We start from the raw sequence: 25,401 nt of genomic DNA, 5'->3' as shown, positions 1-25,401 counted from the left end.
CACGGTACGGAGGACCGTCAAGCGATGTCGACGGTCACCTTCGACAGGGGGCAGGCCGTGCAGGTCAGCACGAAGCCGTCCGCCCACTGCCCCGGCGTCAGGCAGTTCGGCTCGTTCTGGCTCACCTCGCCGCTGCGCAACCGCACCATGCAGTCACCGCAGTTGCCCACCGTGCACGAGTACGGCATCGGCAACCCCGCAGCCAGCCCCGCGTCGAGCAGCGTCTGCCCCGGCTCGACCACCACCGTCCCCACCGGCCGCCCGTGCTCCTCGACGATCAGCTCCTGCGGCACAGTCGTCGCGTTCCCGGTGTCAGCCCCGCTGGTGTAGCGCTCCTGATGCACCTGCGCGTCCGGCACCCCCAGCCCGGCCAGCACCCCCTGGACGACATCCATCAACGGCTCCGGCCCGCACACGTAGTAGTGAGCCTCCGCAACCGGGGCCACACCGGCAACCCACCGCCGCACGCCCTCGGCGTCGAGCCGGCCGTCCCGGCGGGTCAGGACATGGGTGACCGTCAGCCGGCCGGGGTGGTCCTTCACCAGCCGGGCCAGCTCGTCAGCGAAGATGACCTCGACCGCGTCGCGGCTGCTGTAGAGCAGCGCGATCCGGTCGCCGGCCGATTCAGCCGCGAGCCGCGTACGGATCATGCTCATCATCGGTGTCACGCCGCTGCCCGCCGCGACGAGCACGAGCTGCTCCGGAGCCTGCGGCTCGGTGTGGAAGGACCCGCAGGGGCCGAGCACCGCGAGCCGGTCCCCGGCGCGGAGGCCGCCGTGCGCGTGGGTGGAGAACCGCCCCAGCTCGACCCGCTTGACGGTGACCTCCAGCCGGGACGACCCCGGCACCGAGGACGCGGAGTACGCCCGCCGCACCGGCCGGCCGTTGATGTCGGCGACCAGCGTGAAGAACTGCCCGGGCCGGAAGTCGAACGCGTTGCGGCGCTCGCCCGCGTCCTCCAGGACGAGAGTGACCGCGCTCGGCGTCTCCCGGCGTACCTCCGTGATCCGCACCTGCCGCAGCGGATCACCCACCTCGGCCCGACGCCGGCGGCGGCCGCCCGGGGCGGGCGCAATCTCCCCGTAGCCCTCCTTGCGCAGGCCGAAGCGGTAGGCGCGGTTCATCACCAGCCGCAGCAACCGCGTCATCCCGGGGATCACCCCGACAACCTTCATCAGGTACGTGGCCGGGCCACCGTCAGCGTTGGCGGCGAGGTGCTCCCCCGCCAGCGCCATCAGGTCCGGCACCGTGCCGCGGTCGAGGTGCGCGCCGGGCGACCACAGCCGGGACCGGGCCACGGCGTCGTTGCCCGTCACCTCGGCGTGCTCGACGTCGATGAGCAGCGCCGCGTGCGGGGGCGTCCCGCGCAACGCCATCGTCTCCAGCAGCGCCGGGTCGCCGGTGATCGCGCCGCGGCCACGGACGTGCAGGACACCGCTGCGGCCCGGGACCAGCGCGGCGAACGAGAGCCGGTCGTCCTGCAGCAGGTTGTGCAGCGTGTCGGCGCGTTTGTTGCCGCGGCGATCCGGGATGACGAGCGTGCGGCCGTCGAGAATTCGCGCCACCGTCTGCTGATCACCGCGCGGGCTCGTGTCACTGCCGCCGGACGAGTCCCACGTGGACAACGCGAGAAACGGCGCACCGGCCAGGAAATCGGCGACGCCGGGCCGGCTCAGAGGCCCGTCCCCCGCGATCTCCGCGGCCGGCTGCGGCTGGGCGGGTGGCTGCCAAAGACCGGACCGGAGTACGGCCTGAGCGCAGTGCACGTACGCCTCTTGGATCTCGACGCTCGTCTCGGAGCCCTGGCGTGCGGTGACCGTGCCGTTGACCCGCAGGAGCTCGCCGACGCCCGGCAGGAGGAAGAACAACGAGACCGGACCGTACGGGTCACCGGGCTCGGCCAGGGAGAACGAGATCCGCGTGGGCGAGTGGACACGCGCGAATCCCGGTGCGCCGCCGACGTAGGTCGTCCTGCTGGTGCCGTCGGTGGTGCGGTAGCCGAACGCCGCGATCGGGCACCGGGCCAGGATGGTCCGGCAGCCCGCGTCGAGGGCACTGATCTGCTTGAGCATGATCATCGGGGCCGGGCGGCCGATGGCTGTCTCGATCTCGTCGACCGTGGTCAGGACATGGTGCTGCACAAGGGATTCCTCTCAGCCTGGGGCGGACCGGCCGAGGCGCCAGTAGCCGATGAAGGAGATGTCCCGCTTGGGCACTCCGCGGTCGTTGACCAGGTGTCGCCGTACCGTGGTGGCCAGCCGGGACTCGCCCGCGACCCAGGTGTAGAAGGGGCCGGGCGATAGGTGCGCGTCGCGTACCGCCGCCAGGGCCAGGGTGCCCGGCCGTAGGTCCTGGTCGTCGCGGCTCAGCCATTGGATGCGGACGCCGGCCGGCGTCCGCATCGGCCGGATGTCGGCCCGGGCGGCCACCTCCAGGTAGACCTCCGTGGCCAGGCCGGGCGGTGTTCCCTCGAGGATCGACAGGATCGCCGGCAGCGCCGTCTCGTCGCCGATGAGCAGCTGGCCCCGCGCGTGCTCCGGCCGCCGGTAGGTGGTGCCGATGTCGAAGATCCCGGCCGGGTCACCCGGCTCGGCCCGGCGCACCCAGGACGACAGGGGCGAGTCACCGTGCACGGCGAACTCGATGTCGATCTCGTCGTCCGCGCACCGCCAGGGTGATCATCGAGCGGGACGCCGGCAGCTGGACTCGGGGGATCACGTGTCGGCCTTGTTTTTGCAGCTCACCACACTATTGTGAACAATAGCTCAGGTCTTTGGCTACTCGCTTTCCGCGCCCCCAGGAGGCCCCCCGATGCCGTCAGCCGACCGTCGCCTTCAGCCACGTCGCACGCCCCGCCAGGTCCGGGCCGAGCTCACCCGGGAGCGGATCCTCACCGCCGCTGCTCACGTTTTCGCCGAGCACGGCTACGCCGCCGGCACCACCAACCGCATCGCCGAACGCGCCCGCATCTCGATCGGCTCGCTGTACCAGTACTTCCCGAACAAGGACGCCATCCTCGCCCAGCTGCTCATGCGGCACCTGGACCGCGGCGCCTGGACGCAGGCCGACCAGCTCGACCTCTCCCCCGGCACCCTGGAGGCGACGGTACGGGCCCTGGTCCGCGACGCGATCGACAACCACGGCGACGACCCGCAGCTGCTCCGGATCATGATCGAGGAGGCCCCGATGTCCAAGGAGCTGCTCGAGACGATCGACCGCCACAGCAGGGAACGCGGCGCTCAGGTGCGCGACCTGCTGGCCCGGCACCCGGACGTGCACGTCCGCGACATCGACACCGCAGCCGAGCTGATCATGTTCACCGTGGAGCTGAACACGCACAAGCTCATGGCCGACCCGCGCACCATCCCGGTCGAGACGTTCGAGAAAGAGCTGGTGGACATGGTGACCCGCTACCTGCGCGGCGACCGGTAGCGGCCGATCAGTTCTCGGTGAGGGCCTTCAGCGCCGCCGGTGTCAACGGCCGGTCACTGTAGAGCAGCCGGATCGCGCTCGGGTCGGGGTTGCCGGCGTCCGGGCCCCGCCAGACCCGGCCGAGTCCGGTCCGCTCGACCGCGCGCAACGACTGGTCGTTGCCTTCCAGCAGGTACGCGGTGACCGGAAGCTCCGGCCGCCGCCGCCCAGCAGCCCCGATCGCCGCCGCGCTGATCTCCTGCGCGTAGCCCCGCCCCCAGCACGGCGGGTTCAGCCGGAACCCGAGATTCCAGGCGACGCCGTACCGGACGAAGCAGCCGCCGATGCCGACGAACTCGCCGCCGTCCCAGGCCGTCCACATGCCGAGGCCGTCACGCTCCCACGCGGCCCGCCAGTTCCCGATCATCCGTTCGGTCTGCGCCGGATCCTCGTGCCGGCTCAGCGGATCCGGCCCCCACACCCGCGGATCGGCGTAGAGGTCGAACAGCCGCCCCAGATCTTCCGGCTCGGGCACCCGCAGGATGAGGCGCTGGGTCGTACTCTCGCGAAGCTGTGGATCGGTCACACCGACCATGATGGCTGCCTCAGGCGCCGACGTGGATGCCGGGGCGACGCTGCTGGTCGGGTTCGTGCTCGCGGATGATCTCGCGGGTCACGGGGGCCGTGTCGCCGCGACCCAGCAGGAAGTACCGGATCATGTGCACCAGCGGGCTGCCCTCGGCCCAGGCGAAGTAGCAGTGCGGGCGGACTCCGGTCGAGTCACGCAGGGCCAGCAGGATCGCGGCGATGGCGTTCGGAGCGGCCGGGGCCTCGGCGCGGAGCACGCGGTGACCGTCGACCTCGACGCCGCGTACCGTGAGAACCTCGCTGAAGTCCGACGGGTCGACCACGTCGACCTCCAGGAAGATCACGTCGGCACCGCCGGGAACGGGGTTGTCACCCCGTTGCTCGCGTTCCTTGGCGGCATACTCCGCTCCGTCGCTGTCTCCGCCGGGCCGGCGGCGCTTGGCGATGAGGTTGATCTCGCCGTCGAAGGCGATCGTGTCGGTGATGAACCGCCGGGCGTTCTCGTCGAACTCGATCCGGTCGGCGCGCAGTTCGGTGGTGCGCGAGATGCGGGAGACCAGCGAGACGGCGATGATGCCGAGGATGAACAGTCCGGAGATGGCGATGCCGTCGGGTTTGTCGATCACGTTGTCGACGAGGGCGTAGAACAGCACGGCCGTCAACAGGCCGAAGCCGATGGCCGGCAGCCGCCTGCGCCGCCGTACGGTCGACACCGTGACCGCGAACGCCCCGGAGACCATCATGGCCAGGATGCCGGTGGCGTAGGCGCCGGCCTGCGCGTCGACGTCGGCGCCGAACGCGATGGTGATGACGATGCTGATCGCGGTGTAGACCAGCACCACGGGCCGCACGGCGCGACCCCATTCCGGCGCCATGCCGTAGCCGGGCAGATAGCGCGGCACGATGTTGATCAGCCCGGCCATCGCCGACGCGCCGGCGAACCACAGGATCAGTACGGTGCTGATGTCGTACACGGTGCCGAAGGCCTCGCCCAGTTGTTCGTGGGCCAGCCAGGCCAGCGCCCGGCCGTTGGCACCGCCGCCCTCGGCGAACTCGGCGGCGGGGATGAGCACGGTGGTGACGAAGCTGCTGGCCAGCAGGTAGACGCTCATGATGACCGCGGCCACGGTGAGCAGTTTGCGGGCGTTGCGGATCCGGTTGGCGAGCCGCTGCTGCGCGTCGGCGCCCTCGGTGGCCACCAGGGGCATCATGCTGACGCCGGTCTCGAAGCCGGACAGGCCCAGCACCAGCAGCGGGAACGCCACGATCGCGGGGACGACGAGGTCACCCAACCCGCCGCCGTCCGCGGTAAGCGCGGTCGTCCAGGCCGAGAAGGCTCCCGGCAAGGTGACGACCTCGATCAGGCCGACCACGATGACCACCGCGTTCAGGCCCAGGAACACGGCGACCAGGGGGATCGCGACGCTGACGGCCTCGCTGAAACCGAGCAGGAACACCCCGCCCAGGATCAGCAGCAGGATCACCGTCACCGCGACCGCATGGCCGTGCAGGAAGCCGGGAGCGTGCGGGTTCTCCAGCAGGTGCAGGCTGGCGTCGGCGGCGGACAGGGTGATGGTGATGATCCACGAGGTGGCGACGAAACCGAGCAGGACCAGGACGAAGATCTTGCCCTTCCAGAACGGCAGCAGTTCCTCGAGCATGGCCACCGAGCCGGCACCGTGCGGGCTCTCCTTGGCGACGCGCCTATACATCGGCAGCATCCCCAGCAGGGTCAGCGCCACGATCAACAGCGTGGCCAGCGGTGACACGGCTCCGGCGGCGGCCGCGGCGATCGCGGGCACGTAGGCGAGGCTGGAGAAGTAGTCCACGCCGGTCAGGCACATCACCTTCCACCAGGCGTGCTGCTCGGCATGGGACTCCCCGGCCGCCGGGCCCACGGGTTGCACCTGGTGCTTGAGCAGCCACCGCGGCAGTCCGGCGGCGGGGCCTGCCTGCGTGGTGGGGGTGTCGACCACCGCCGGGACCGCGTACCGGATCTCCGGGCCCTGCTCGCCGGATGACGCCACGTCGTCGGTGGTGTCCATCAGTTCTCTCCCCGTGCCCGCACGGCGGTGCCTTACCGCCCGGACCACGTTACGACGGCTCCCCGAGCCCGCCTCGGCCAGGGACGCCGTTTCCTGACGCGTTCTTGACGCCGGGGCCGCGGCGGGCGGCGCGGCGCCGGTCGGTCTGCCGGCGTGCTTTGATCTGGCTGCCGCAGTCCTCCATGCTGCACCACCGGCGGCTGCGGTTCTTGGTGGCGTCGATGAAGAGCCAGGAGCAGCCCTCGTCGGTGGGGCACTGCTTGATCCGGTCGAGCGGCCCGTGACTGAGCAGCTCCATCGCCGAGACGGCGACCGGCCACCACGGCCGGTCGAGCGACTCGGCGGCGTCCCAGGCCCAGCCGAAACCGCCGCCGCTGGGCACCAACCGGCCGTTCTCGGTCGCGGCCGCGTAGGCCCGCCGCAGCACCTCGAGGTCCCCGTCGGCCGGTGTGGTGCCGTCGACGATCGCGGCGAACAGCCGGAACAGTCCCTCGCGCAGGTCGATGGCGGCCCGGAAGGCGGCCCGGGCCTCCGCCGGCCGATCCGCGGCCGTGCGCAGGAGGGCGTCCGCCGCCGCTTCGCCGAGGAGGTCGCCGTGCCGGGCCCACACCACCAGGTCGGCATATCCGGTCAGCCAGTCGCGGTCCACGGGACCGGTCCGCGGCTCCACCGTGTTGATGTAGTCCAGGCACAACGAGCCGCCGTTGCGGACGAGGTCCGCCACGCCGCCGGTCGAGGTCACGTCGTTCATCGCATCCAACCTACTGCCAAAGGCTGTTTTGCTGGAAGCATCTCCGGTATGCTTCCACTGAAGCAAGTTTAGCCGGTAGCACGAGGAGGAGCGATGCTCATCTACTACGCCGTCGGACGACTGGGCGTGCAGCAGGCGCGCGAGGCTGCACAGTCCGCTCTGCCGGACGCGCCGGTGATCCCGGAGCGGCCACCCCGGCCCGCGGCCTTGCGCATCCGGACCGCCGGCGCGCTGCACCGGCTGGCCGACCGGATCAGCCCGGCCTGCCCCGGCCCCCTGCAACAGGCCTGAGAGATTCCGGTACGCCGCTACGCTGTCATCCGGACGACGACCTTGCCCGCCTTGGCCCGCCCGTCCTCGACGTACGCCAAGGCCTCACGGGTCGACCCGAAGTCGAAGACCCGGTCCACCACCGGCCGGATCGTCCCGGCGTCGACGAGGGCGCCGAGCCGGCGCAGCTGGTCATCGTCGGCCTTCATGAACAGAAGCGAGTACCGCACGTGGTGCCGCCGGGCGCGTCGCCGGACCCGGAAGCTCAGCGCGGCCATGGCCAGCCGGACGACGGGGTTGGCGCCGAGGTGTTTCGCCAGCTGGATCGCGATGGTGCCGACGCCGCCGGCCCCGGCGTGGATGAGGACCTTCTGGCCCGGCCGCAGGTTCGCCCGTTCGACCAGGGCCTGCCAGTCCGTGAGGCCGACCAGCGGGAGTGAGGCGGCCTCCTCCGTGGTGAGGATGGCCGGCCGGGCGGCCACGTCGTCCTCGTTCATCGAGGTCGAGCCGGGCCCGGGCTTCCGGACGCGAACGGCCACGAGCCGGTCAGCAACCACCTGACCGCCGGCGTCACCCGCACCGCCGCACCTCGTTGGCAGGGCGTGGACCGACGGCTGCTGGCGGTGTCGACCTGGCTCACCGTGCTCGTCATCGGGGTGTCCCCGCCCTCGCGGGCCGGCTCGTCCACCGCTGCACGCCTGGATGCCCTGGCCATCGCGACCACCGGCAGCCTCCAGGAGGCACTGGCGTCGGAGATCGTCAAGCACGACCGGGTCGAAACCGCGATCGCGACCTGCATGCACGCCGCCGGCCACGTCGCCGAGTCCTGTGCGGACTTCGTGCGGATGACCATCGGCTACGGCATCGGCCATGCGACGGTCATCGATTCCCTGACCGCGGGCCCCCGGATCCTCATTCTCAACGAGGCCGCCTACGCCCGGCTGGCTCGGGAGTCCGCCGACGAACCGGCCATTCCCCCGCAAGAGGCGACCGCCCTGGACGTGTGCCGGAGGAAGGCCGGCCGTCACGCGTACCACCAGGTCGAGATGCCGCGCGGGCTGGACCGGATCGGCCTCGCCTTCAGCGAGCTGCTGATGGCCGTCAATCGCGATCCCGCCGTCGTCCGCGGCATGCGGCACTACCGCTCCTGCATGCACGACCGCTACGGGTACGTCGTCGACGAGCGCCGCAACTTCATCTTTGTGTCCAGACTCGACCGCCGGGACGCCCCCGTCGACGGGGCACCGGCGTCGGCGGCCTGGCGTCAGGCAGTCGCCGAGTTGGAGAGACGGTTCGCCGCCGACGCGGACTGCCGGCGCCCGGCGTACGAGGCCGGCCTGAAAGTCATCGCCGAGCGGATCGACGACTGGGCGGCCCGGCACCGCGGTGAGATCGCCGCCGTACGCGCCCAGTGGCAGCAGCGCACGGACGACGCCGCGAAGGTACGGCGTCAGCGGTCATCCCTGCCGGGTCGGGCGCACGACGATCTCGCCGATCTCGACGTCGTCCGGCTGCTCGACGGCGAAGGCGATCGTCCGGGCCACCGCCTCCGGCGCGATCGCGAACTCGGCCATGGTGCGGCGGGTCAGCTCGCGTACCGCCGGATCGTCGATGGAATCGGCCAGCTCCGTGCGCACGTAGCCCGGGGAGACTGCCGTGGTCCGGATGACACCGTCGGTTGATTCCTGGCGCAGCCCCTCCAGCACGGTCCGGACGGCGTTCTTGACGCCGCCGTAGACCGCCATCGTCGGCGTGATCTTCAGGCCGGCGGTCGACACCGTGGTGACGAAGTGTCCCCGGCCCTGCCGCCGGAACGCGGGCATCGCCGCGGCGATGCCGTTCAGCACGCCGCGCAGGTTGACGTCGATCATCGCCGTCCAGCCGTCGACGTCCAGGTCGGCCATCGGGCCGATCTTGGCGATGCCGGCATTGCCGACCAGGACGTCGATCCGGCCGAACTCCTCTACCGTGCGGGCCACGAACGCCTCCACGTCGGCGCGCCGGGTCACGTCGACCCGGCAGGTGATCACCGCCGCGCCGTTCTCGCGGAGCTCACCTGCGATGGCGTCCAGCCGCTCGGTGCGCCGGGCGCCCAGGGACACGAGCGCGCCGCGTTCCGCCAGCAGCCGAGCGGTCGCCTCGCCGATGCCGCTGCTCGCGCCGGTGATGGCCACGACCTTTCCCGTGATGCCTGACATGTGCTGCCCCCTCTATGCGGACACGTGTCCGCTCGGTGCCAACGGTAGCGGACACGTGTCCGGTTGACCAGCGTGTGGTACGACGTACCGGTGACACCTGCACGTCGCCGGGCCGACGCCACCGAGAACCGCGCCCGCATCATCGAGGCCGCCCGGGCCGAGATCGCCGGCGATACCGACATCCGGCTGAACGCGGTCGCCCAGCGGGCGGGCGTCGGCCAGGGCACCCTCTACCGGCACTTCCCGACCCGGGCCGACCTGCTCGCGGAGGTCTATCGCGCCGACGTCGACGACCTGGTCGCCGCCGCGGCCACCCTGCTGGAGCGGCACGACCCGCTGACCGCCCTGCGGGCCTGGTTCGACCGGGTCGCGGAGTACGCCCAGGTCAAGCGCGGGGTGTTCGCGGCGCTGGAGGTCGCGACCTCGGAGGACCTCTCGGCGCACAGCCTGGGCCCGATCGGCGACGCCATCACGCTGCTGCTCGATGCCGGCCGGGCGGCCGGCGAGATCCGGCCCGACGTCGACGCCCGCGACGTGATCATCCTGATCGGCTACCTGTCCCGCCTCGACGCGGCGGAGTTCGACGCCCGGGCCCGGCACCTGCTCGGCATCGTGCTCGACGGCCTGCGCGCCGGCAGCTCAGGGATGTAGCGTCGCTGCGTTCAGCTGGTCAGCGAGTCGGGGGCGTGCTGCTGGCCGGCCGTCCAGGAGGCCAGCAGGTCGAGGGCGTGGGCCGTGGGTGAGGCCGGTTCGGCGGCGTAGAGCGTGAGGGTGAGCCCCGGCTCGGAGATCATGTCGACGCTCTCGTAGGCGAGCTCCAGACCGCCGACCTCGCGGTGCCGGAAGTGTTTGGTGCCGGCCCCGTGATAGCGCACGTCGTGGGCGCTCCACCGCCGGCGGAAGCTCTCGCTGCGGGTGGAGAGCTCGCCGACGAGGTCGTGCAGGGCCTTGTCATGGGGATCCCGCCCGGCCTCGGTGTGCAGGATGGCGACGCAGGTGTCGGCGGCACCGTCCCAGTCCGGGTAGAAATGGTGGGAGTCGTCGTCGAGGAACGTGTAGCGCGCGAAGTTCGGCGGTCCCTCGCCCGGCGTCCGCTCGTAGAGCGCGGCGTGCATGGCCCGGCCCAGATGGTTGGTGGCGAGCAGATCCATCCGGCCGTTACGCACGATCGCCGGCGCGCTGAACCTGTCGAGGACCCACTGCAGGCTGGGCGGCGGTGTCCACTGTCGCGCCGGGCGGCGGCGGGGGCGCATCCCGGCGCTGGTGCCGTCGGCGGCGTGCGCGAGGTGGAACAGGTGGGCGCGTTCGGCGTCGTCGAGCTGCAGCGCCCGGGCCAGCGCGTTGAGGACCGAGGCCGACACCCCGGCGATCGCGCCGCGTTCCAGCTTCGCGTAGTACTCGACGCTGACCCCGGCCAGCAGGGCGACCTCGCTGCGGCGCAGCCCGGGCACGCGCCGGGTGCCGGCGTCCGGCAACCCGGCCTGCCGCGTCGTGATCTTGGCCCGCCGCGAGAGCAGGAACTCGCGGACCTCGGCGCGGTTGTCCATGCCGACCACGCTACGACGGCCGGCGGCCGGCTGGGATGCCCTGCCGGTACACCCCTCGTCAGGGACTCCTCCGCCGCCGCGGCATCGGATTGGCTGAGCTCCGACGACGTCGACCGCGGAGGACATCACCATGACCAGCACCCGTACGGACCGTTTCGCCGGCCAGGTCGCGCTGGTCACCGGGGCCGCCGGTGGTATCGGCCGGGCCACCGCCCTGGCTTTCGCGCACGCCGGCGCCGAGGTGGTGGTCGCCGACGTCGACGAGCAGGCCAACGCCGAGACGGCGCGGCTGATCGAGGCCGCCGGCGGCAGGGCGCTCGCCCTGCGCTGTGACGTGTCCCGCGCCGAGGACGTCGAGGCTGCGGTGGACTCGGCGGTACGGACCTTCGGCGGGCTCGACGTCGCCTTCAACAACGCCGGGATCGAGCAGCCGACCTCGCCGGCGGCCGAGATCACCGAGCAGGAGTGGGACCGGGTGGTGGCGGTGAGCCTGCGCGGGGTCTTCCTGTCCATGAAATACGAGATCCCCGCGATGCTGCGGCGCGGCGGCGGCGCCATCGTCAACACGTCCTCGGGCGCCGGGGTCCGGGGCTTCGCCGGCGGGGCCGCGTACGGCGCGGCCAAGTTCGGCGTCATCGGCGCGACCAAGTGCGCCGCCCTGGACTATGCGGGCGCCGGCATCCGGATCAACGCCGTCTGTCCCGGCATCGTCGACACCGCCATGATCGAACGGGTCTTCGGCGACACCCCGGAGGGCCGGCAGGCCGTGCTCGATCAGGAGCCGATCGGCCGGATGGGCCGGCCCGAGGAGATCGCCGCGGCGGTCCTGTGGCTGTGCTCCGACGAGGCGTCCTTCGCCGTCGGGCACGCCATGGTCGTCGATGGCGGCCAGACCGCCTGACCGCCCGGACCAGGTCAGTAGCGGAAGCGGGACACCAGGGTCTGCAGCTGACCGGCCGTCGTGGCGAGCTCACCGGCGGCGTGCCGGGTCGCCGAGACGGTGTCCGTCGTACGCCGGGTCGCGTCGGACATCCCGGTGATCGTCACGGCGATGTTGCTGGCGCCGGTCGCCGCGTCCGACAGCGTGCGGTTCATCTCCTGCGTGGTCGCGGTCTGCTCCTCGACGGCCGAGGCGATGGTGAGCTGGATGCCGTTGATCCGTTCGATGATCGCCGAGATCTCGCCGATCGCGGTGACCGCGCCGTCGGTGTCGGTCTGGATCGTGCGGACCCGCTGGGAGATGTCCTCGGTGGCCTTGGCCGTCTCCTGGGCCAGGTCCTTGACCTCCCCGGCCACGACGGCGAAGCCCTTGCCCAGCTCGCCGGCGCGGGCGGCCTCGATGGTGGCGTTCAGGGCGAGCAGGTTGGTCTGCTCGGCGATCGAGGTGATCACCTTGATCACGGTGGCGATCTCGGCCGAGGACTCCCCCAGCCGGGCGACGATCGCGTTGGTGGCGGTGGCGACCTCGACGGCCTGGGCCGCCACCTCGGACGCCTCGGTGGTGGAGACGCTGATGTCGCGGATCGAGGAACCCATCTCCTGCGAGCCCGAGGACACCACCTGCAGGTTGTTCGACACCACATCGGCGGCCGAGGCGACCGAGCCGGCCTGGGCGGCCGCGTCCGCCGCGGCCGCGTCGACCGTGCCGGACACGGTGGTGAGCTGCTGGGCTGCCTCGTTCAGGGTGCCCGCGTTCCCCGCCAGCTGCACGACGTCCGCCCGCAACCGGCTGATCGCCCGGTCCAGAGAGGCGGCCATTCGGCCGACCTCGTCCTTGCCGTCGACCCCCGACTCCCGGGTGAGGTCACCGTCGGCGAGCCCGTCGGCGAGCCGCGAGACCCCGGTCATGGCGCGGCGCAGCCGGTTGCCCACCCGGACCGCGAGCAGGACGCTCAGCAGGACCCCGGCAGCGAGCACGATCGCGATGGTGGAGACCGCTTTGCGGGCCCGGGCGGCCGAGTCCTCGATGTTCGCCGCCGACATGGCCTTCGCCCGCTCCTCCAGGGCCACCTGGTCGTCACCGACGGCTTTGTAGAGGGCGTCGTACTGCTTGACGGCCTCGGCCAGTTGCTCGGCGGTCAAGGGCGCGGGCGGTGTCGACGCCGAGGCGGAGCCGCCGCCGTTGAAGGCCAGATAGGCCTCCCAGTCCTGCTTGGCCTTGGCGACGGCCTGGGCTCCGCCGTTCTCCTGGGACAGATTCGTGCCCAACACGCTCAGCGCGTCGGCGATGGCCTGCTTGTTGGCCGTCATCGCGTCGCCGATGCGGTCCTTGAGGCTCGGATAGAGCTGCATTGTCGACGTGTTGCCGCTGAACGCCTCGATGTTCTTGCCGAAGGACCCGGCGGCGGCCTGCACCGCCAGGGTCTGCCGCTGCGCGGCGGCGGCCTCGGTGTTCAGGCCGCGCACCGTGGTGATCGCCACTGCCCCGACGATGAGGCCGCTGACGGCCGCTGTCAGGACCACAGCCCCGATCTTGGTACGCAGTGAACCGTTGTCGAACGCTCCACCGAGCTTCATGACCGTGCCTTTCCCGAACGCCTGGGGGTCACTCACAACGTACGAGCGAAAGCGGCGCGACGAGGCGTTTCCCGGATCTGCGAAACAGGACCAGGAATCGGTGGTAGGTACAGGTAAAGGTCAGCCGCGCAGCAGCTCGGCGAGCACCGTCAGGTGGCTGAGACCGACGTCCTTGGTCGCGGTGAGCAGGGTGAGCGTTCCCGCCCCGGAGAGCTCACGGAGCCGGCCGAGCGCCGCGGCGGGCTCCGGCTCGGCGAGCTCGGCGAGGTAGCGGTCCCGGAACTCGTCGAAGGCTTCCGGCCGGTGGCCGTACCAGTGGCGCAGCGCGGTGGACGGGGCCACGTCCTTGAGCCACTCGTCGAGTCGGGCTGCGTCCCGGGTGAGCCCGCGTGGCCAGAGCCGGTCGACCAGGACCCGCCGGCCGTCGTCGGGCGCCGGCGCCTCGTACACCCGGCGAAGTCTCAGCTCAGCACTCATGACGCGCCTCCTCGGGGGCGGGACGGGATCGCACCGCGTGTGCGACGGCTGCCCCGGGGGGCTCGGCGACGCTGATCCTCGCAGTACCGGACCACCACGTCGGAGGAGTAGTGATGACCAGCCTGTCGACCGTCCTCAAGGAGAGCTGGGGCCTGGTCGAGGACCGTCAGGACCGGGTGGCCCAGCACTTCTACGCCCGGCTGTTCCTGTCCGACCCGCAGCTGCGTGACCTCTTCCCGGTGCAGATGGACGTCCAGCGCGGCCGGCTGCTGGGCGCGATCGTCTCCGCCGTGCAGAACTTCGACAGTCCGGAGGACATCGACGGCTACCTGCGCTCGCTGGGCCGCGACCACCGCAAGTTCCATGTCACTCCCGAGCACTACAGCCAGGTCAAAGTCGCGCTGATCGACGCCATCCGGGCGCACGCCGGCGAACGGTGGAACGCCGTGTACGAGCAGGCCTGGAACGACGTCTACGACCATATCGCCGCGCAGATGATCGCCGGTGCGGCCGAGGACACGGAACCGCCGTACCGGCATGCCGAGGTCATCCACCACGAGCGGCGCGGCGCCGACATCGCCGTGTTCACCTGCCGGCCCCTGCAACCGCTCAAGTTCCGCGCCGGTCAGTACGTCAGCCTCGAGTGCCATTACCAGCCCCGGTTGTGGCGTACGTACTCCATCGCCAACGCCCCCCGCGAGGACGGCACCCTGGAGTTCCACGTCCGCGCCGCCGGCGGCGGCTGGGTGTCCAGCGCCCTGGTACGCCGGCTCAAAGCCGGGGACATGCTGCGCATCGCCGCGCCGATGGGGTCGATGACCCTCGACCCGCAGTCGCGCCGCGACATCGTCTTCGTCACCGGGGGCACCGGCCTCGCCCCGGTCAAGGCCCTGCTGGACGAGCTGACCCGCTACAACCGCACCCGGTTCATCCACCTGTTCCGCGGCGAGCGGCAGGACGACGACTTCTACGACCGCCGGCACCTCGACGAGATCGCCGAGAGCTGTCCCTGGCTCACGATCGTCCGCGCGGTCAGCGACGAGCAGGGCTATCCGGGCGAGCGCGGCGCCATCCCGGACGTCGTCTCCCGGCACGGGCCGTGGCGGGACCACGACTTCTACGTCGCCGGCTCCGGCGCCATGGTCAACGCGACCTTGCGCCGGCTCACCGAGATGCGGATCCCGTCCACCCGGATCAAGTACGACGCCTTCACCGACGCCTGACGCCGGGTCACGCGGGAGCGGGCAGCGGCTCCTGCGGCCAGTTGAGGACCTTCGCCCCGAGCACCGCCGCCTGCAACGTGAAGCGGTGCGCGGGGTCGCCCGGGTCGTAGCCGGTCAGCGTCTTGACCCGGGCCAGGCGGTAGGTGACCGTACGGACCGACACGTGCAGCCGCTTGGCCGACTCGGTGGCCACCGCGCCCGTCTCGAAGTAGGCGTGCAGGGTGTCGAGCAGCGGCCCGGCCCCGCCCCGGGCCGCGGTGAGCGGGCTCAGGACGGCCTGCACCAGGTCCACGATGGCCGGTTGGTCGCGCAGCAGGACCCGGTACACGAGCAGGTCGTGGGCGTTGATGACCGGGGTTTCGGTGTGCAGCCGGCCGGCCATGGTGAGCGCTTCGCGGGCCTCCTCATAGGAGCGGGCGATGCCGTACAGGCCGGGGTGGGGTCTTCCGACGGCGACCCGCCAGGGGCGCCCGCGGCGCAGCCGGCTCAGCTCGCGGTGCATCAGCCCGCCCAGCTCGTTGCTCGCGCCCAGCGTCGGCGGGAGCCGGCCCGCCGTCCCGGCGTCGGCCGGGGCCAGCACCACGAGCAGGCCGTCCTTGGTCGCGACCAGGACGTCCCGGTCACCGAGCCGGTCGAAGATGACCGCTTCGAGGGCGCTGATGGCCGCGTCGGCGTCCGGCAGCCGCCGGCTCGGTGCGGCCAGCGCCACCTGGTGGACCCGGGCCAGGTCGAGCCCGAACGGTTCGGCCCGTTCCACCAGTGTCCCGAGGTCGGAGTCGCCGCGCAGCAGGTCGTCGATCAGCTCCCGGCGCAGCGATTCCTCCCGGCGCACCAGGTCACGGCGGGCGACCGCGTAACCCTCGGCGAGCGTGGCGACCGCGTCGTCGACGACCTGCAGGACGGCCGTCGCCGCGGCCCGCACCGCCTCCCGGTCGCGCGAACGCACCACCACCGGCAGGTCCTGCCACAGCCGCCGCGCCGCGGACAGATACAGCTGCACCACCCGTCCCGCGGAGATGCCCTGCTCGGCCGCACGCCGGCCGAGCAGGCCGACCGCGTCGAGCTCGCGGCGCTTCGCGCGGCGGCCGTGGGTGGCCGCGTCGGCGAGCAGCGGCAGATAGTCACCGAGCAGTTCCACCGGTACGCCGCCGGCGTCGCGGCTGGCCCCTTCGGCGACGTCGATGAGCCACGCGTCCTCCGAGTGCCGCTGAGCTTTGCCGGTCACCGCCGCCTCCAGACCCGCGCCGCGCCGTTCGTTGCCGACAGTCGGCAGTCTAGACCCGCCTTGTCTGGGGACCGTGGCCCTGCCGGGAACCCACCGGCCCCGGCGACGATGGAGGCAGCCCCAGGAAAGGAGAGAACGACATGCAAGTCCGCAGCTCACACGTGGTGCCCGCGGTCGCCGTCACGAGCGTCCTGGTCCTGGCCGTCACGGTGTTCCTGACCCACGGTCTCCTCGACGCGCTGCTGCTGACCGCCCTCGTCGCCGTGCTGACCGGCCTCTACCTGCTGCGCCGCCACGCGCGCGCCCAGACCCTGTACCACCGCCACGCCGAACCACAGCCGACCGAACCTCGCAGCGAGACCGTCAGCACCGGGAAGGGAGCATCATGACGACCTGGCGGGTCCAGGATGTGATGACCACCGAGGTGATCACCGCACCCGACGACGCGTCGGTCGCGGACCTGGTCGCCCTGCTCACCGCCCGGCAGATCACCGCCGTGCCGATCACCGACCGCTTCGACGTCGTGCTCGGCCTGGTCTCGTGGACCGACCTGCGACGCAAGATCGACATCGGCGCGGCCGACAGTTCCCCGGCCGGCTGGTGGCGCCGCCGGGTGCCCCGCCGGTTGCGGTGGCCCGAGGGTACGGCCGTGGAGGTGATGAGCGGCCCGGCGCTGACCATCGGAGCCGACGCGTCGCTGCCGGCCGCGGCCCGGATGATGTACCGCCGCGGCGTCGGCCGGTTGCTCGTCGTCGACCGTGACGGCGGACTGCGGGGCATCGTCACCCGGTCGGACCTGCTGAAGGTGCACGCCCGGCTGGACGCTGTCATCCGCGACGAGGTCATGCAGCAGGTCCTGCGCCGCACGCTGATGATCCGGCCCGGCGCGGTCCGGGCCGATGTCGACGAAGGAGTCGTCACGCTCAGCGGGCGTACCGCCCGCAGGACGACCGCCCTCGCCGCCGCACAGCTGACTGCGGCGGTCCCCGGCGTCACCGGCGTGGTCGACCAGCTCACGTTCGACCTCGACGACACCGTCGTGGCGACCCGGCCCGGCCGGCGGCCGGGCCCGCGCACACGGGTCGCCGTGGACGCTTCCTTGCCGACGCCCGGCAAACAACGAGTCCATTCGTCGCCGTCGCCGGCCATGGTGGGCGGAAAGGAACACCGTAATGCTTGACATCCGCAACGCCGACCGCCGGATCAGGACCGCGGCACGCCCGGTCCGGAGAGGGGCCGACATGCAGTGGCAGGTGGACGACGTCATGACGCGTGAGGTGATCACCGTGGGGGTCGACACCCCCGTGGGTCAGATCGCCGGTCTGCTCGACCGCGAGGGCATCAGCGCCGTACCGGTGACCACCCCGGCCGGCGACGTCCTGGGCGTCGTCTCCCAGGCCGACCTGCTGGCCGGAGTCACCGACGGCAAGCGGCGCAAGCCGCGAGGCAAGCACCTGACCAGCGCCTCGGCCGCCCGCGCCGGCGATGTGATGACCACCCCGGCGTTGTCCGTCGGCGCCGAGGCCTCCCTGAAGCAGGCGGCGAGGACCATGCAGTCCCGCAACGTCCGCCGGCTGTTCGTCACCGGGCCGCAGGGCCGCCTGCTCGGCGTGGTGACCCGGGGTGACCTGCTGCGCCCGTACGCCCGGCAGGACGCGGCGATCCGGCGCGAGGTCGAGGCGGTGCTGCGCGGCCGCCTCTGGATCCGCCCGGAACAGGTGGCCGTCCGCGTCAACGAGGGCACGGCGACGCTGACCGGGGCGGTGGGGCGGCGCTCGACCGCCGGCATCGTCACCAGGCTGGCCACCGCGGTGCCCGGAGTGACCGAGGTGGTCGACCGCATCGGCTACGACTTCGACGACGCCGCCCTGGCCCGTTCCAGGGTCGACCGCACCCATCCGTTCAGCGCCGACCCGTTCCGTCCCGGCGGGCGGGCCGCATGAGGACTTCGGAGGCATCATGACCGCCACGCTGCACGGCCCGACCCGTTCGTCCGCCGACCACCAGGAGTTGCTCCGCGGCATGCTGGAGGAGCAGTTCGCCGTGCACACCGCCCGCCTGACCCAGCTCACCGTGCACGCCCGGCACGCCGGTCACGACCCCCACACCCTCGAGGCACTCATCGCGTCCACCCGGGAGCGGATCGCCGAGACGGCGCAGGCACTCAGGCGGATGTCCGAAGGCACCTACGGGCTGTGCCTGGACTGTCACAAGCCGCTGCCCCTCGGCCGGCTGCACGCCCTGCCGCACGCCACCCACTGCACCCGCTGCGAGCGGCGCCGGACGTCCTGAGCCCGCGTACGTCTACGATCGTCGGGACAGCCAGGTGATCGTGAGACGGACGTGCTCCGACCGGTGAGAGGACAGCCATGCGGGTGCTGCTCGTCGCCCCTCCCGGAGCGGGAAAAGGGACCCAGGGTGCGCTGATCGCCACCCATTTCAACGTGCCGCACATCGCCACCGGTGACCTGCTCCGCGACCACGTCGCCCGGCAGACCCCGCTCGGCCTGGCCGTCCGGGCCCACCTGGACCGCGGTGAGCTGGTCCCGGACGACATCGTCCTGGACATGGTCCGCGACGCCTTTCTGGAGGCCAGGGACCAGGGCGGATACGTCCTGGACGGGATGCCCCGCAACATGGCCCAGGCCCGGGCGCTGTACCAGGTCGGGAAAAGCCTCGAGATGACCGCGAACGTCGCGCTGCACCTCAAAGCCGACGACGACGAGCTGATCCGCCGGCTGCTGGCCCGCGCCGCGCTGGAGCACCGCTCCGACGACACCGAGGAGATCATCCGCCGGCGGCTGGCCCTGTACCACGAGGTGACGTACCCGATCGTGGAGTGGTACAGCAGCCGCGGGATCCTCGTGTCCGTGGACGCCATGCGCCCGGTCGCCCAGGTCGCGCACCAGGTGCTCACCGCCCTGGAGAGCATGAGCACGCTGGTCGACCTCGTCCCGGAGAACGCCCGGCGCTCCATCGATCTGACCGGGCTCGGCGCCGCGTTCGGCGACTGCTGACCGACCCGGCCCGGACCAGCAGCGGAGGCGACATGATCGGCGAGGCCCGGTTCCCGGTAGAGGCGTGGCAGGTCCGCGAGGCCGCCCTGGAGCTGGAGCGGCTAGGGCAGACCGAGTCCGTGCTGGCGCTGGCCAACGGCCACATCGGGCTGCGCGGCAACCTGGACGAGGGCGAGCCGCACGTCATCGCCGGCACCTATCTGAACTCGTACTACGAGCAGCGGCCGCTGCCGTACCCGGAGGGCGGCTACGGCTATCCGGAGCAGGGACAGACCGTCGTCAACGTCACCGACGGCAAGCTGATCCGGCTGATGGTCGACGACGAGCCGTTCCACGTGGCGCACGGCCGGCTGCACGCCCACGAACGCGTCCTGGACCTGCGGGCCGGTGTGCTGCGCCGCGAGGTCGACTGGGAGTCACCGGCCGGGCGCCGGGTGCGGATCCGCAGCTGCCGGCTCGTCTCGTTCACCCAGCGCGCGGTCGCCGCCGTCGACTACGAGGTCGAGGCGGTCGGCCACGAGGTGCGGATCACCCTGCAGTCGGGGCTGGTGGCCAACGAGGAGCAGCCGCAGAAGTCCAAGGATCCGCGCGTCGCCGCCGCGCTGGACCGCCCGCTGGTCGCGGTGGCCCAGGACACCGAGCAGCACGGCGCGGTGCTGCTGCACCGCACCCGCACCAGCGGCCTGCTGATGGCGGCCGGCATGGACCACGCCGTCACCGCGCCCGGCGCGTACGACGAGGAGACCGACGTCCGCGACGACTGGGCCCGCACGACGGTGGTCACCGTGCTGCGGCCCGGCGAGCGGCTGCGGATCACCAAGTTCCTCGGGTACGCGTGGAGCAGCCAGCGGTCGCCGCAGGCCTTGCGTGACCAGGTGGCCGCGGCGCTGACCGGGGCGCAGTACGCCGGCTGGGACGGTCTCGCCGCCGAGCAGCGCTCGTACCTCGACGACTTCTGGGACGCCGCCGACGTCGAGGTCGAGGGCGACCCGGTGTTGCAGCAGGCGGTCCGCTTCAGCCTGTTCCACGTGCTGCAGGCCGGCGCCCGGGCCGAGCGGCGGGCCATCGGCGCCAAGGGACTGACCGGGCCTGGGTACGACGGGCACGCCTTCTGGGACACCGAGGGTTACGTCCTGCCGCTGCTGACCTACATCGCCCCGCACGCGACGGCCGACGCGCTGCGGTGGCGGCACAGCATCCTCGACCAGGCCCGGCAGCGCGCCCGTACGCTCGGCCTGGCCGGTGCAGCGTTCCCGTGGCGCACCATCCACGGCGAGGAGTGCTCGGCGTACTGGCCGGCCGGCACCGCCGCGCTGCACCTGAACGCCGTGATCGCCCGCGCCGTCGAACGCTACCGCCAGGTCACCGGCGACGACTCGCTGGAGGTCGAGTGCGGCCTGGAGATCCTCGTGGAGACGGCCCGGCTGTGGGTCTCCCACGGCCATCACGACGCCGCCGGGCACTGGCACGTCGACGGGGTCACCGGCCCGGACGAGTACAGCGCCGTCGCCGACGACAACGTCTTCACCAACCTGATGGCCGCCCGCAATCTGCGGGCCGCCGTCGCCGCGTGCGCCCGCCGGCCCGAGGCCGCCGAGCGGCTCGGTGTCCGCCCGGACGAGCCGCAGGTCTGGCAGGCGGCCGCCGACGCGGTGCACGTGCCCTACGACGAACGGCTCGGCGTGCACGAGCAGTCGGCCGGCTTCACCCGGTATGCCCCGTGGGACTTCGCCCCCGAGCATCCCGGCGAGCCGCTGATGCTGCACGCGCCGTACTTCCAGCTGTACCGCCGGCAGGTGATCAAGCAGGCGGATCTGGTGCTGGCGCTGCACTGGTGCCCGGAGGCCTTCACCCCCGAGCAGAAGGCCCGCAACGTCGACTACTACGAGCGCATCACCGTGCGCGACTCGTCGCTGTCGGCGTGCACCCAGGCGGTGATGTGCGCCGAGGTCGGCCACGTGGAGCTGGCCCACGACTACGCCTGGGAGGCCGCCCTGGTCGACCTGCGTGACCTGCACGCCAACACCCGCGACGGGCTGCACCTGGCCTCGCTGGCCGGGGCGTGGTCGGCGATCGTCGAGGGCTTCGGCGGTCTGCGCGAGCACGACGACGTGCTCGCGCTGGCGCCGCGGCTGCCCGCGGGCATCACCGGGCTGCGCTTCCGGCTGCGGCACAGCGGCCTGCGCCTGCTGGTCGAGGCCGACCCCACAACGGTACGGGTGAGCCTGCGCGACGGCACCGACGCCCGCCTGACGATCAAGCTCTACGGGGAGCCGATCGAGCTCACCGCCGGTGGTTCCGTCGAGCGTCCCGTCGCCGCCCTGGAACCGCTGCTCCCGCCGCCCCACCAGCCCTCGGGCTACGCCCCCGAGCGCGCCGGAACTTCCTAGTCCGTCGCCAGCAAAGAGTCCTCCGGGCCGTCGCTGCCCGCCGGGTACTCCAGCAGCGGGACAGTCCCGTCCCGCCAGGCGCTCAGCACCGGCTCCACGATCCGCCAGCACTGCTCGGCGGTGTCATCCCGCACCGACAGCAGCGGGTCGTCGTCCAGGACGCCGCGCAGCACTTCGCCGTACGCGGGCAGTTCTCCCGGCCCGAAGTCGGCATCGAGGGTGACCGGATCGATCTCGAACGGGTCGCCGGGGCCGTTGATGTTGAGATCGACGGCGAGCCGGTCCGGGCCGAAGCCGATCCGCAGCCGATCGGGCCGGTCGTAGCCGGTCAGCCCGTCGGGCACCCGGGCCGGCTGCTTGAACGTGATGACCGCTTCCTTGCGGGTGGCGCTCATCGCCTTGCCGGACCGCAGCCGGAACGGCACCCCGGCCCACCGCCAGGTGTCCACCGTGAGGACCACCTCGGCCAGCGTCTCGGTGCTCCGGCCCGGGTCGACGCCCGGCTCGTCGGCGTACGCGGGCAGCCGCCGCCCGTCGATCTCGCCCGCGGTGTACCGGGCGCGGCGGGTGCAGGTCCGGGCGTCGTCGTCCCACAGCCGGGTGGCCCGCAGGACCTGGGCCTTGCGGTCGCGCACCTCGCGGGCGTCGATGGTGGGCGGCGCGTCCATGGCGAGCAGGGCCAGCACCTGCAGCAGGTGACTCTGCACCATGTCGACGAGGGCGCCCGCGGCGTCGTAGTAGCCTGCCCGGCCCTCCAGGGCGAGGCTCTCGTCGAAGATGATGTCGACACTGGCGACGTGCTGGGCGTTCAGCATGGGTTCGAACAGCCGGTTCGCGAACCGCAGGCCGAGGATGTTGAGCACCGTGGACTTGCCCAGGAAGTGGTCGACCCGGTGGATCTGCTCCTCGGGCACCAGCGTGGCCAGCAGCTGGTTGAGCCGCTCGGCGCCGGCGGTGTCGGTGCCGAAGGGCTTCTCCAGCACCAGCCGGGTGCCCGCCGGCAGGTCGAGGCCGGCCAGGGCCTGGCAGGCCTTCGCCGTGACGGCCGGCGGCAGGGCGAAGAAGATCACGATCTGTCCGCGGCAGGCGTCGAGCAACCGGCGCAGGTCCTCTGCCTTGGTGACATCAGCCTGCAGGTAGCGGGTGCCCTCGACCGTGGCGGTCACCTGGGGGCCGGTCGCGGACACCGACGAGAAGGAGTCGTCGACGCGCTTGCGCCAGCGGTCCTCGTCCCAGTCGTCCATGCCGCTGCCCAGCAGGAACAGGGGCTGGCCGGGAACAGCGGCCAGCAGCCCGCCCAGTCCGGGTAACAGCAACCGGGCCGTGAGGTCGCCGCTGGCGCCGAGCACGAGCAGGCTCTGTTCTCCGCCGGCCGGGCCCGCAGATCTTGTCGTCATCACCCCACCATGCCCGGGCCACCCCGGCACTAATCTCCGCGGGGCTGTCACAACGGCGAGGGCTGTCCGGTCTGAGCAGGCGAACGAACTCTCCGACCAGAAAGGTCACGCACATGAAGATCGCCGTCATCGGTGGCACCGGGCTCATCGGCTCACAGGTGGTCCGGATGCTGAACGCGGGCGGGCACGAGGCGGTGCCGCACTCGCCGTCCACCGGTCTCGACCTGCTCAGCGGGAAGGGCCTGGACGAGGCGCTGCGAGGGGCCGACGTCGTCGTCAACCTGACGAACTCGCTGACCTTCGACGACGCCTCCCCCGCGTTCTTCCGCACGACCATGGACAACCTGCTCGCCGCGGCCCGGCGCGCCGGGGTCGGCCACGCGGTCATCCTGTCCATCGTGGGCGCCGAGCGGGTGCCGGACCTGGCCTACTACCGCGCGAAGGTGCTGCAGGAGGACATCCTCAAGGCCGGCCCGGTGCCGTACTCGATCGTCCGGGCCACGCAGTTCTTCGAGTTCATCGACGCGGTGCTGTCCTGGACCTCCGACGAGCACACGGTCCGGCTGCCGGCCACGCCCGTGCAACCCATGGCCGCGGCCGAGGTCGCCCAGGCCGTGGCCGAGGTGGCCGTAGGCTCGCCGCTGAACGGCACCCGCAACGTCGCCGGCCCCGAGGTCTTCGCCCTCGATGAGCTGGGCCGGATCACTCTCGCCGCCCACGGCGACCAGCGCGATGTGGTCACCGACAGCAGCGCCGGCATGTTCGCCGCCGCCCCGGGTGACGCGTTGACCGCCGGGCAGAACGCCGTCATCGCCAAGACGTCGTACCGGGAGTGGCTCGCCCGCTGATCCCGGCCGGGCCCGCACGGCAGCATCGCGCGGGCCCGGCGCCGGTCAGGACACCGCGGCGATCTTGTCGGGGTTGACCATCCACAGCAGCTGGTCGATGCCCTCGGCCGAGGCGCTGATGGTGAGCAGGCCGTAGACGGCACCGCCGCGGCGGAAGACCGCGGCGGTCTGCCCGTTGGTGGTCGCCCACTGCACGTCGATGTCGTCCCAGAACCACGTGGAGATCGCGGCGAGGAACTTCGCCACCCGCACCGCGCCCACCACCGGCTGGCGGGCGACCCGGTACGCCCCGTTGCCGTCGGACACGCTGGTGACGTCCGCCGCCAAGAGTTTCTCCAGCGCGCTCAGGTTCCCGGAACGGGCGGCCGCGATGAACGTCGTCAGCAGTGCCTTCTGCGCGTCCGCGCTCACCGGCGTACGCCGCTCCCCCGTCACGTGCTTACGGGCACGGCTGACCAGTTGACGCACCGCGGGCTCGGACGACTGAAGAATGTCGGCGATCTGGGCGTACGGGTAATCGAAGGCCTCGCGCAGGACATAGGCCGCGCGTTCGCTCGGGGTGAGCTTCTCCATCAGCAGCAGGGTCGCGAGTTCAAGCGCCTCACCGCGCTCGGCGCCCAGGTACGGGTCCGCGCTGGTGTCGACGGGCTCGGGCAGCCACGGCCCGATGTAGGTCTCGCGCCGCACCCGCGCCGACTGCAGGGCGTTGATGGCCAGCCGGGTGGCGGTCGTCGCGAGGAACGCGCCCGGGTTGACGACCACGCTGCGGTCGGTCGTCTGCCAGCGCAGCCAGACCTCCTGCACCAGATCCTCGGCCTCGGTGGCGCTGCTGAGCATCCTGTACGCGATGCCGAACAGCCGTGGCCGCACCTCCTGGAAGACGGCCGTCGCGTCCCGCAGGTCCTCCGTCACGCCGGCCCCCGTCCGATCGTGGTCAGGTCTGCACCCAGCGCTTGACCAGCGTTGTGACCTGCGCCTGCCGCGCGGAGACGGCCGTCAGGTCGGGGAAGTCGATGACCGCGCGGTCGGGCGCCGGCCAGGTCATCAGGCCGGTGGGATCGTCGAAGGTGAAGCCGGCGGAGTCGGCCCGGACCTTGGCCCCGCGGTGGAAGATCAGCTGGAGCCGGCCGCGGGGTTGCAGGCGGAAGGTGACCCGGTCCTCGCCGCCGTGGCGGAAGCTCGGGGTGCCCATCCGGGTCAGGACGCCTGGCTGACGGGGGTGCCGGCCAGCCACACCTCGGCGAGCTCGCTCAGCGGGATGTCGAGGACCTCGCTCAGGCTGACCACGGTGCCGAACGCCGGTGCCGGGAGCCGGCCCACCTCGATCTTGCGCAGCGTCTCGGGTGAGATGCCGGCCGCCAGGGCCACCTCGACGAGGCTGCGGCCCGTTCGCGCGGCCCGGAGGGCGGCGCCGAGTCGCCGGCCGGCGGCGATCTGTTCGGCGGTGAGCGGTTGGCGAACCATGCCAGCAGGATAGTCCCCCGGGGCGCCCCCGGC

27 protein-coding genes are annotated in these 25,401 nt (G+C 72.0%); 12 read left to right on the top strand and 15 right to left on the bottom strand.

Annotated features, from left to right (window positions below):
* Window positions 1–17: 17 nt before the first annotated feature.
* Both ACQP2Y_RS22810 and ACQP2Y_RS22805 read right to left on the bottom strand, forming a co-directional pair.
* Complete coding sequence (locus tag ACQP2Y_RS22810; protein WP_433731471.1) at window positions 18–2,141, bottom strand: 2Fe-2S iron-sulfur cluster-binding protein; 2,124 nt, start codon at window positions 2,139–2,141, stop codon at window positions 18–20.
* 12 nt (window positions 2,142–2,153) lie between these two features.
* On the bottom strand, window positions 2,154–2,633 hold the full coding sequence (locus tag ACQP2Y_RS22805) for a siderophore-interacting protein (RefSeq protein ID WP_433731469.1): 480 nt from the start codon (window positions 2,631–2,633) through the stop codon (window positions 2,154–2,156).
* 178 nt (window positions 2,634–2,811) lie between these two features.
* On the opposite strand from ACQP2Y_RS22805, the gene ACQP2Y_RS22800 reads away from it, so the two are divergent.
* Window positions 2,812–3,432, top strand: coding sequence for a TetR/AcrR family transcriptional regulator (locus ACQP2Y_RS22800; protein WP_433731467.1), 621 nt, complete (start codon window positions 2,812–2,814; stop codon window positions 3,430–3,432).
* Window positions 3,433–3,439: 7 nt separating this feature from the next.
* Here the strand turns inward: ACQP2Y_RS22800 and ACQP2Y_RS22795 are convergent, their stop codons facing one another.
* Genes ACQP2Y_RS22795 through ACQP2Y_RS22785 form a run of 3 tightly spaced genes read right to left on the bottom strand, consistent with a single transcriptional unit; the run spans window position 3,440 to window position 6,795 of the window.
* Window positions 3,440–3,997: a GNAT family N-acetyltransferase gene (locus ACQP2Y_RS22795; RefSeq protein ID WP_433731465.1), complete on the bottom strand. Its 558-nt coding sequence runs from the start codon at window positions 3,995–3,997 to the stop codon at window positions 3,440–3,442.
* Between the two features lie 19 nt (window positions 3,998–4,016).
* Window positions 4,017–6,044 (bottom strand): amino acid transporter, encoded by a 2,028-nt coding sequence (locus ACQP2Y_RS22790; RefSeq protein WP_433731463.1) that lies wholly within the window; start codon window positions 6,042–6,044, stop codon window positions 4,017–4,019.
* 49 nt (window positions 6,045–6,093) lie between these two features.
* Window positions 6,094–6,795, bottom strand: a complete 702-nt coding sequence (locus tag ACQP2Y_RS22785) for a CGNR zinc finger domain-containing protein (RefSeq protein ID WP_433731461.1) — start codon at window positions 6,793–6,795, stop codon at window positions 6,094–6,096.
* Between the two features lie 93 nt (window positions 6,796–6,888).
* Here ACQP2Y_RS22785 and ACQP2Y_RS22780 point away from each other — a divergent pair, with 93 nt between their 5' ends.
* Window positions 6,889–7,086 (top strand): hypothetical protein, encoded by a 198-nt coding sequence (locus ACQP2Y_RS22780; protein WP_433731459.1) that lies wholly within the window; start codon window positions 6,889–6,891, stop codon window positions 7,084–7,086.
* A gap of 17 nt (window positions 7,087–7,103) precedes the next feature.
* On the opposite strand, the gene ACQP2Y_RS22775 is transcribed toward ACQP2Y_RS22780, so the two are convergent.
* Window positions 7,104–7,562 (bottom strand): zinc-binding dehydrogenase, encoded by a 459-nt coding sequence (locus ACQP2Y_RS22775; protein ID WP_433731457.1) that lies wholly within the window; start codon window positions 7,560–7,562, stop codon window positions 7,104–7,106.
* Window positions 7,563–8,522: 960 nt separating this feature from the next.
* Complete coding sequence (locus ACQP2Y_RS22770; protein ID WP_433731455.1) at window positions 8,523–9,263, bottom strand: SDR family oxidoreductase; 741 nt, start codon at window positions 9,261–9,263, stop codon at window positions 8,523–8,525.
* A gap of 90 nt (window positions 9,264–9,353) precedes the next feature.
* Here ACQP2Y_RS22770 and ACQP2Y_RS22765 point away from each other — a divergent pair, with 90 nt between their 5' ends.
* Window positions 9,354–9,914 carry a TetR/AcrR family transcriptional regulator gene (locus ACQP2Y_RS22765; RefSeq protein ID WP_433731453.1) on the top strand — a complete coding sequence of 187 codons (561 nt, stop codon included), beginning with the start codon at window positions 9,354–9,356 and terminating at the stop codon, window positions 9,912–9,914.
* An 11-nt stretch (window positions 9,915–9,925) separates the two neighbouring features.
* Here ACQP2Y_RS22765 and ACQP2Y_RS22760 read toward each other — a convergent pair whose 3' ends face one another.
* A complete protein-coding gene (locus ACQP2Y_RS22760) occupies window positions 9,926–10,810 on the bottom strand; it encodes a helix-turn-helix domain-containing protein (RefSeq protein WP_433731451.1) in 885 nt (294 codons plus the stop codon).
* 130 nt (window positions 10,811–10,940) lie between these two features.
* On the opposite strand from ACQP2Y_RS22760, the gene ACQP2Y_RS22755 reads away from it, so the two are divergent.
* A complete protein-coding gene (locus ACQP2Y_RS22755) occupies window positions 10,941–11,711 on the top strand; it encodes a glucose 1-dehydrogenase (RefSeq protein WP_433731449.1) in 771 nt (256 codons plus the stop codon).
* Window positions 11,712–11,725: 14 nt separating this feature from the next.
* On the opposite strand, the gene ACQP2Y_RS22750 is transcribed toward ACQP2Y_RS22755, so the two are convergent.
* Window positions 11,726–13,363: a methyl-accepting chemotaxis protein gene (locus ACQP2Y_RS22750; protein ID WP_433731447.1), complete on the bottom strand. Its 1,638-nt coding sequence runs from the start codon at window positions 13,361–13,363 to the stop codon at window positions 11,726–11,728.
* A gap of 84 nt (window positions 13,364–13,447) precedes the next feature.
* Window positions 13,448–13,804 (bottom strand): DUF488 domain-containing protein, encoded by a 357-nt coding sequence (locus tag ACQP2Y_RS22745; protein ID WP_433731445.1) that lies wholly within the window; start codon window positions 13,802–13,804, stop codon window positions 13,448–13,450.
* A 113-nt stretch (window positions 13,805–13,917) separates the two neighbouring features.
* Between ACQP2Y_RS22745 and ACQP2Y_RS22740 the strand changes: the two genes are divergently transcribed.
* Complete coding sequence (locus tag ACQP2Y_RS22740; protein ID WP_433731443.1) at window positions 13,918–15,027, top strand: globin domain-containing protein; 1,110 nt, start codon at window positions 13,918–13,920, stop codon at window positions 15,025–15,027.
* Window positions 15,028–15,034: 7 nt separating this feature from the next.
* On the opposite strand, the gene ACQP2Y_RS22735 is transcribed toward ACQP2Y_RS22740, so the two are convergent.
* Entirely contained in the window at window positions 15,035–16,252 is a 1,218-nt protein-coding gene (locus tag ACQP2Y_RS22735; RefSeq protein WP_433731441.1) for a PucR family transcriptional regulator, read from the bottom strand.
* A 140-nt stretch (window positions 16,253–16,392) separates the two neighbouring features.
* Between ACQP2Y_RS22735 and ACQP2Y_RS22730 the strand changes: the two genes are divergently transcribed.
* The 6 genes from ACQP2Y_RS22730 (at window position 16,393) to ACQP2Y_RS22705 (ending at window position 21,659) form a co-directional block, all read left to right on the top strand.
* Window positions 16,393–16,641 carry a hypothetical protein gene (locus ACQP2Y_RS22730; RefSeq protein WP_433731439.1) on the top strand — a complete coding sequence of 83 codons (249 nt, stop codon included), beginning with the start codon at window positions 16,393–16,395 and terminating at the stop codon, window positions 16,639–16,641.
* Window positions 16,638–17,432 carry a CBS domain-containing protein gene (locus tag ACQP2Y_RS22725; protein WP_433731437.1) on the top strand — a complete coding sequence of 265 codons (795 nt, stop codon included), beginning with the start codon at window positions 16,638–16,640 and terminating at the stop codon, window positions 17,430–17,432. The genes ACQP2Y_RS22730 and ACQP2Y_RS22725 overlap by 4 nt, the downstream gene beginning before the upstream one ends.
* A gap of 61 nt (window positions 17,433–17,493) precedes the next feature.
* Entirely contained in the window at window positions 17,494–18,195 is a 702-nt protein-coding gene (locus ACQP2Y_RS22720) for a CBS domain-containing protein (protein WP_433731435.1), read from the top strand.
* Window positions 18,196–18,211: 16 nt separating this feature from the next.
* Window positions 18,212–18,544: a TraR/DksA family transcriptional regulator gene (locus tag ACQP2Y_RS22715; RefSeq protein ID WP_433731433.1), complete on the top strand. Its 333-nt coding sequence runs from the start codon at window positions 18,212–18,214 to the stop codon at window positions 18,542–18,544.
* A gap of 77 nt (window positions 18,545–18,621) precedes the next feature.
* A complete protein-coding gene (locus ACQP2Y_RS22710) occupies window positions 18,622–19,269 on the top strand; it encodes an adenylate kinase (RefSeq protein WP_433731431.1) in 648 nt (215 codons plus the stop codon).
* Window positions 19,270–19,301: 32 nt separating this feature from the next.
* Complete coding sequence (locus tag ACQP2Y_RS22705; protein ID WP_433731429.1) at window positions 19,302–21,659, top strand: glycoside hydrolase family 65 protein; 2,358 nt, start codon at window positions 19,302–19,304, stop codon at window positions 21,657–21,659.
* Here ACQP2Y_RS22705 and ACQP2Y_RS22700 read toward each other — a convergent pair.
* The gene (locus tag ACQP2Y_RS22700) at window positions 21,656–23,056 is read right to left on the bottom strand and encodes a glucose-6-phosphate dehydrogenase (protein WP_433731427.1); all 1,401 of its coding nucleotides are present in this window, start codon (window positions 23,054–23,056) and stop codon (window positions 21,656–21,658) included. The two genes, ACQP2Y_RS22705 and ACQP2Y_RS22700, sit on opposite strands and share 4 nt — an antisense overlap.
* A 113-nt stretch (window positions 23,057–23,169) precedes the next feature.
* Between ACQP2Y_RS22700 and ACQP2Y_RS22695 the strand changes: the two genes are divergently transcribed.
* A complete protein-coding gene (locus tag ACQP2Y_RS22695) occupies window positions 23,170–23,904 on the top strand; it encodes an SDR family oxidoreductase (RefSeq protein WP_433731425.1) in 735 nt (244 codons plus the stop codon).
* 45 nt (window positions 23,905–23,949) lie between these two features.
* Here the strand turns inward: ACQP2Y_RS22695 and ACQP2Y_RS22690 are convergent, their stop codons facing one another.
* The 3 genes from ACQP2Y_RS22690 to ACQP2Y_RS22680 are packed head-to-tail and all read right to left on the bottom strand — an operon-like array spanning window position 23,950 to window position 25,368.
* A complete protein-coding gene (locus tag ACQP2Y_RS22690; protein ID WP_433731423.1) occupies window positions 23,950–24,816 on the bottom strand; it encodes an RNA polymerase sigma-70 factor in 867 nt (288 codons plus the stop codon).
* 22 nt (window positions 24,817–24,838) lie between these two features.
* Window positions 24,839–25,096, bottom strand: coding sequence for a hypothetical protein (locus tag ACQP2Y_RS22685; RefSeq protein WP_433731421.1), 258 nt, complete (start codon window positions 25,094–25,096; stop codon window positions 24,839–24,841).
* 5 nt (window positions 25,097–25,101) lie between these two features.
* The gene (locus tag ACQP2Y_RS22680) at window positions 25,102–25,368 is read right to left on the bottom strand and encodes a helix-turn-helix domain-containing protein (RefSeq protein WP_360833978.1); all 267 of its coding nucleotides are present in this window, start codon (window positions 25,366–25,368) and stop codon (window positions 25,102–25,104) included.
* Between the last annotated feature and the right edge of the window lie 33 nt (window positions 25,369–25,401).

It is taken from the genome of Actinoplanes sp. CA-051413, from assembly GCF_050955795.1.
Lineage (GTDB): Bacteria > Actinomycetota > Actinomycetes > Mycobacteriales > Micromonosporaceae > Actinoplanes.
The sequence above is the reverse complement of the archived record's forward strand: the minus strand, read 5'-3'. Positions and strand labels throughout refer to the sequence as shown.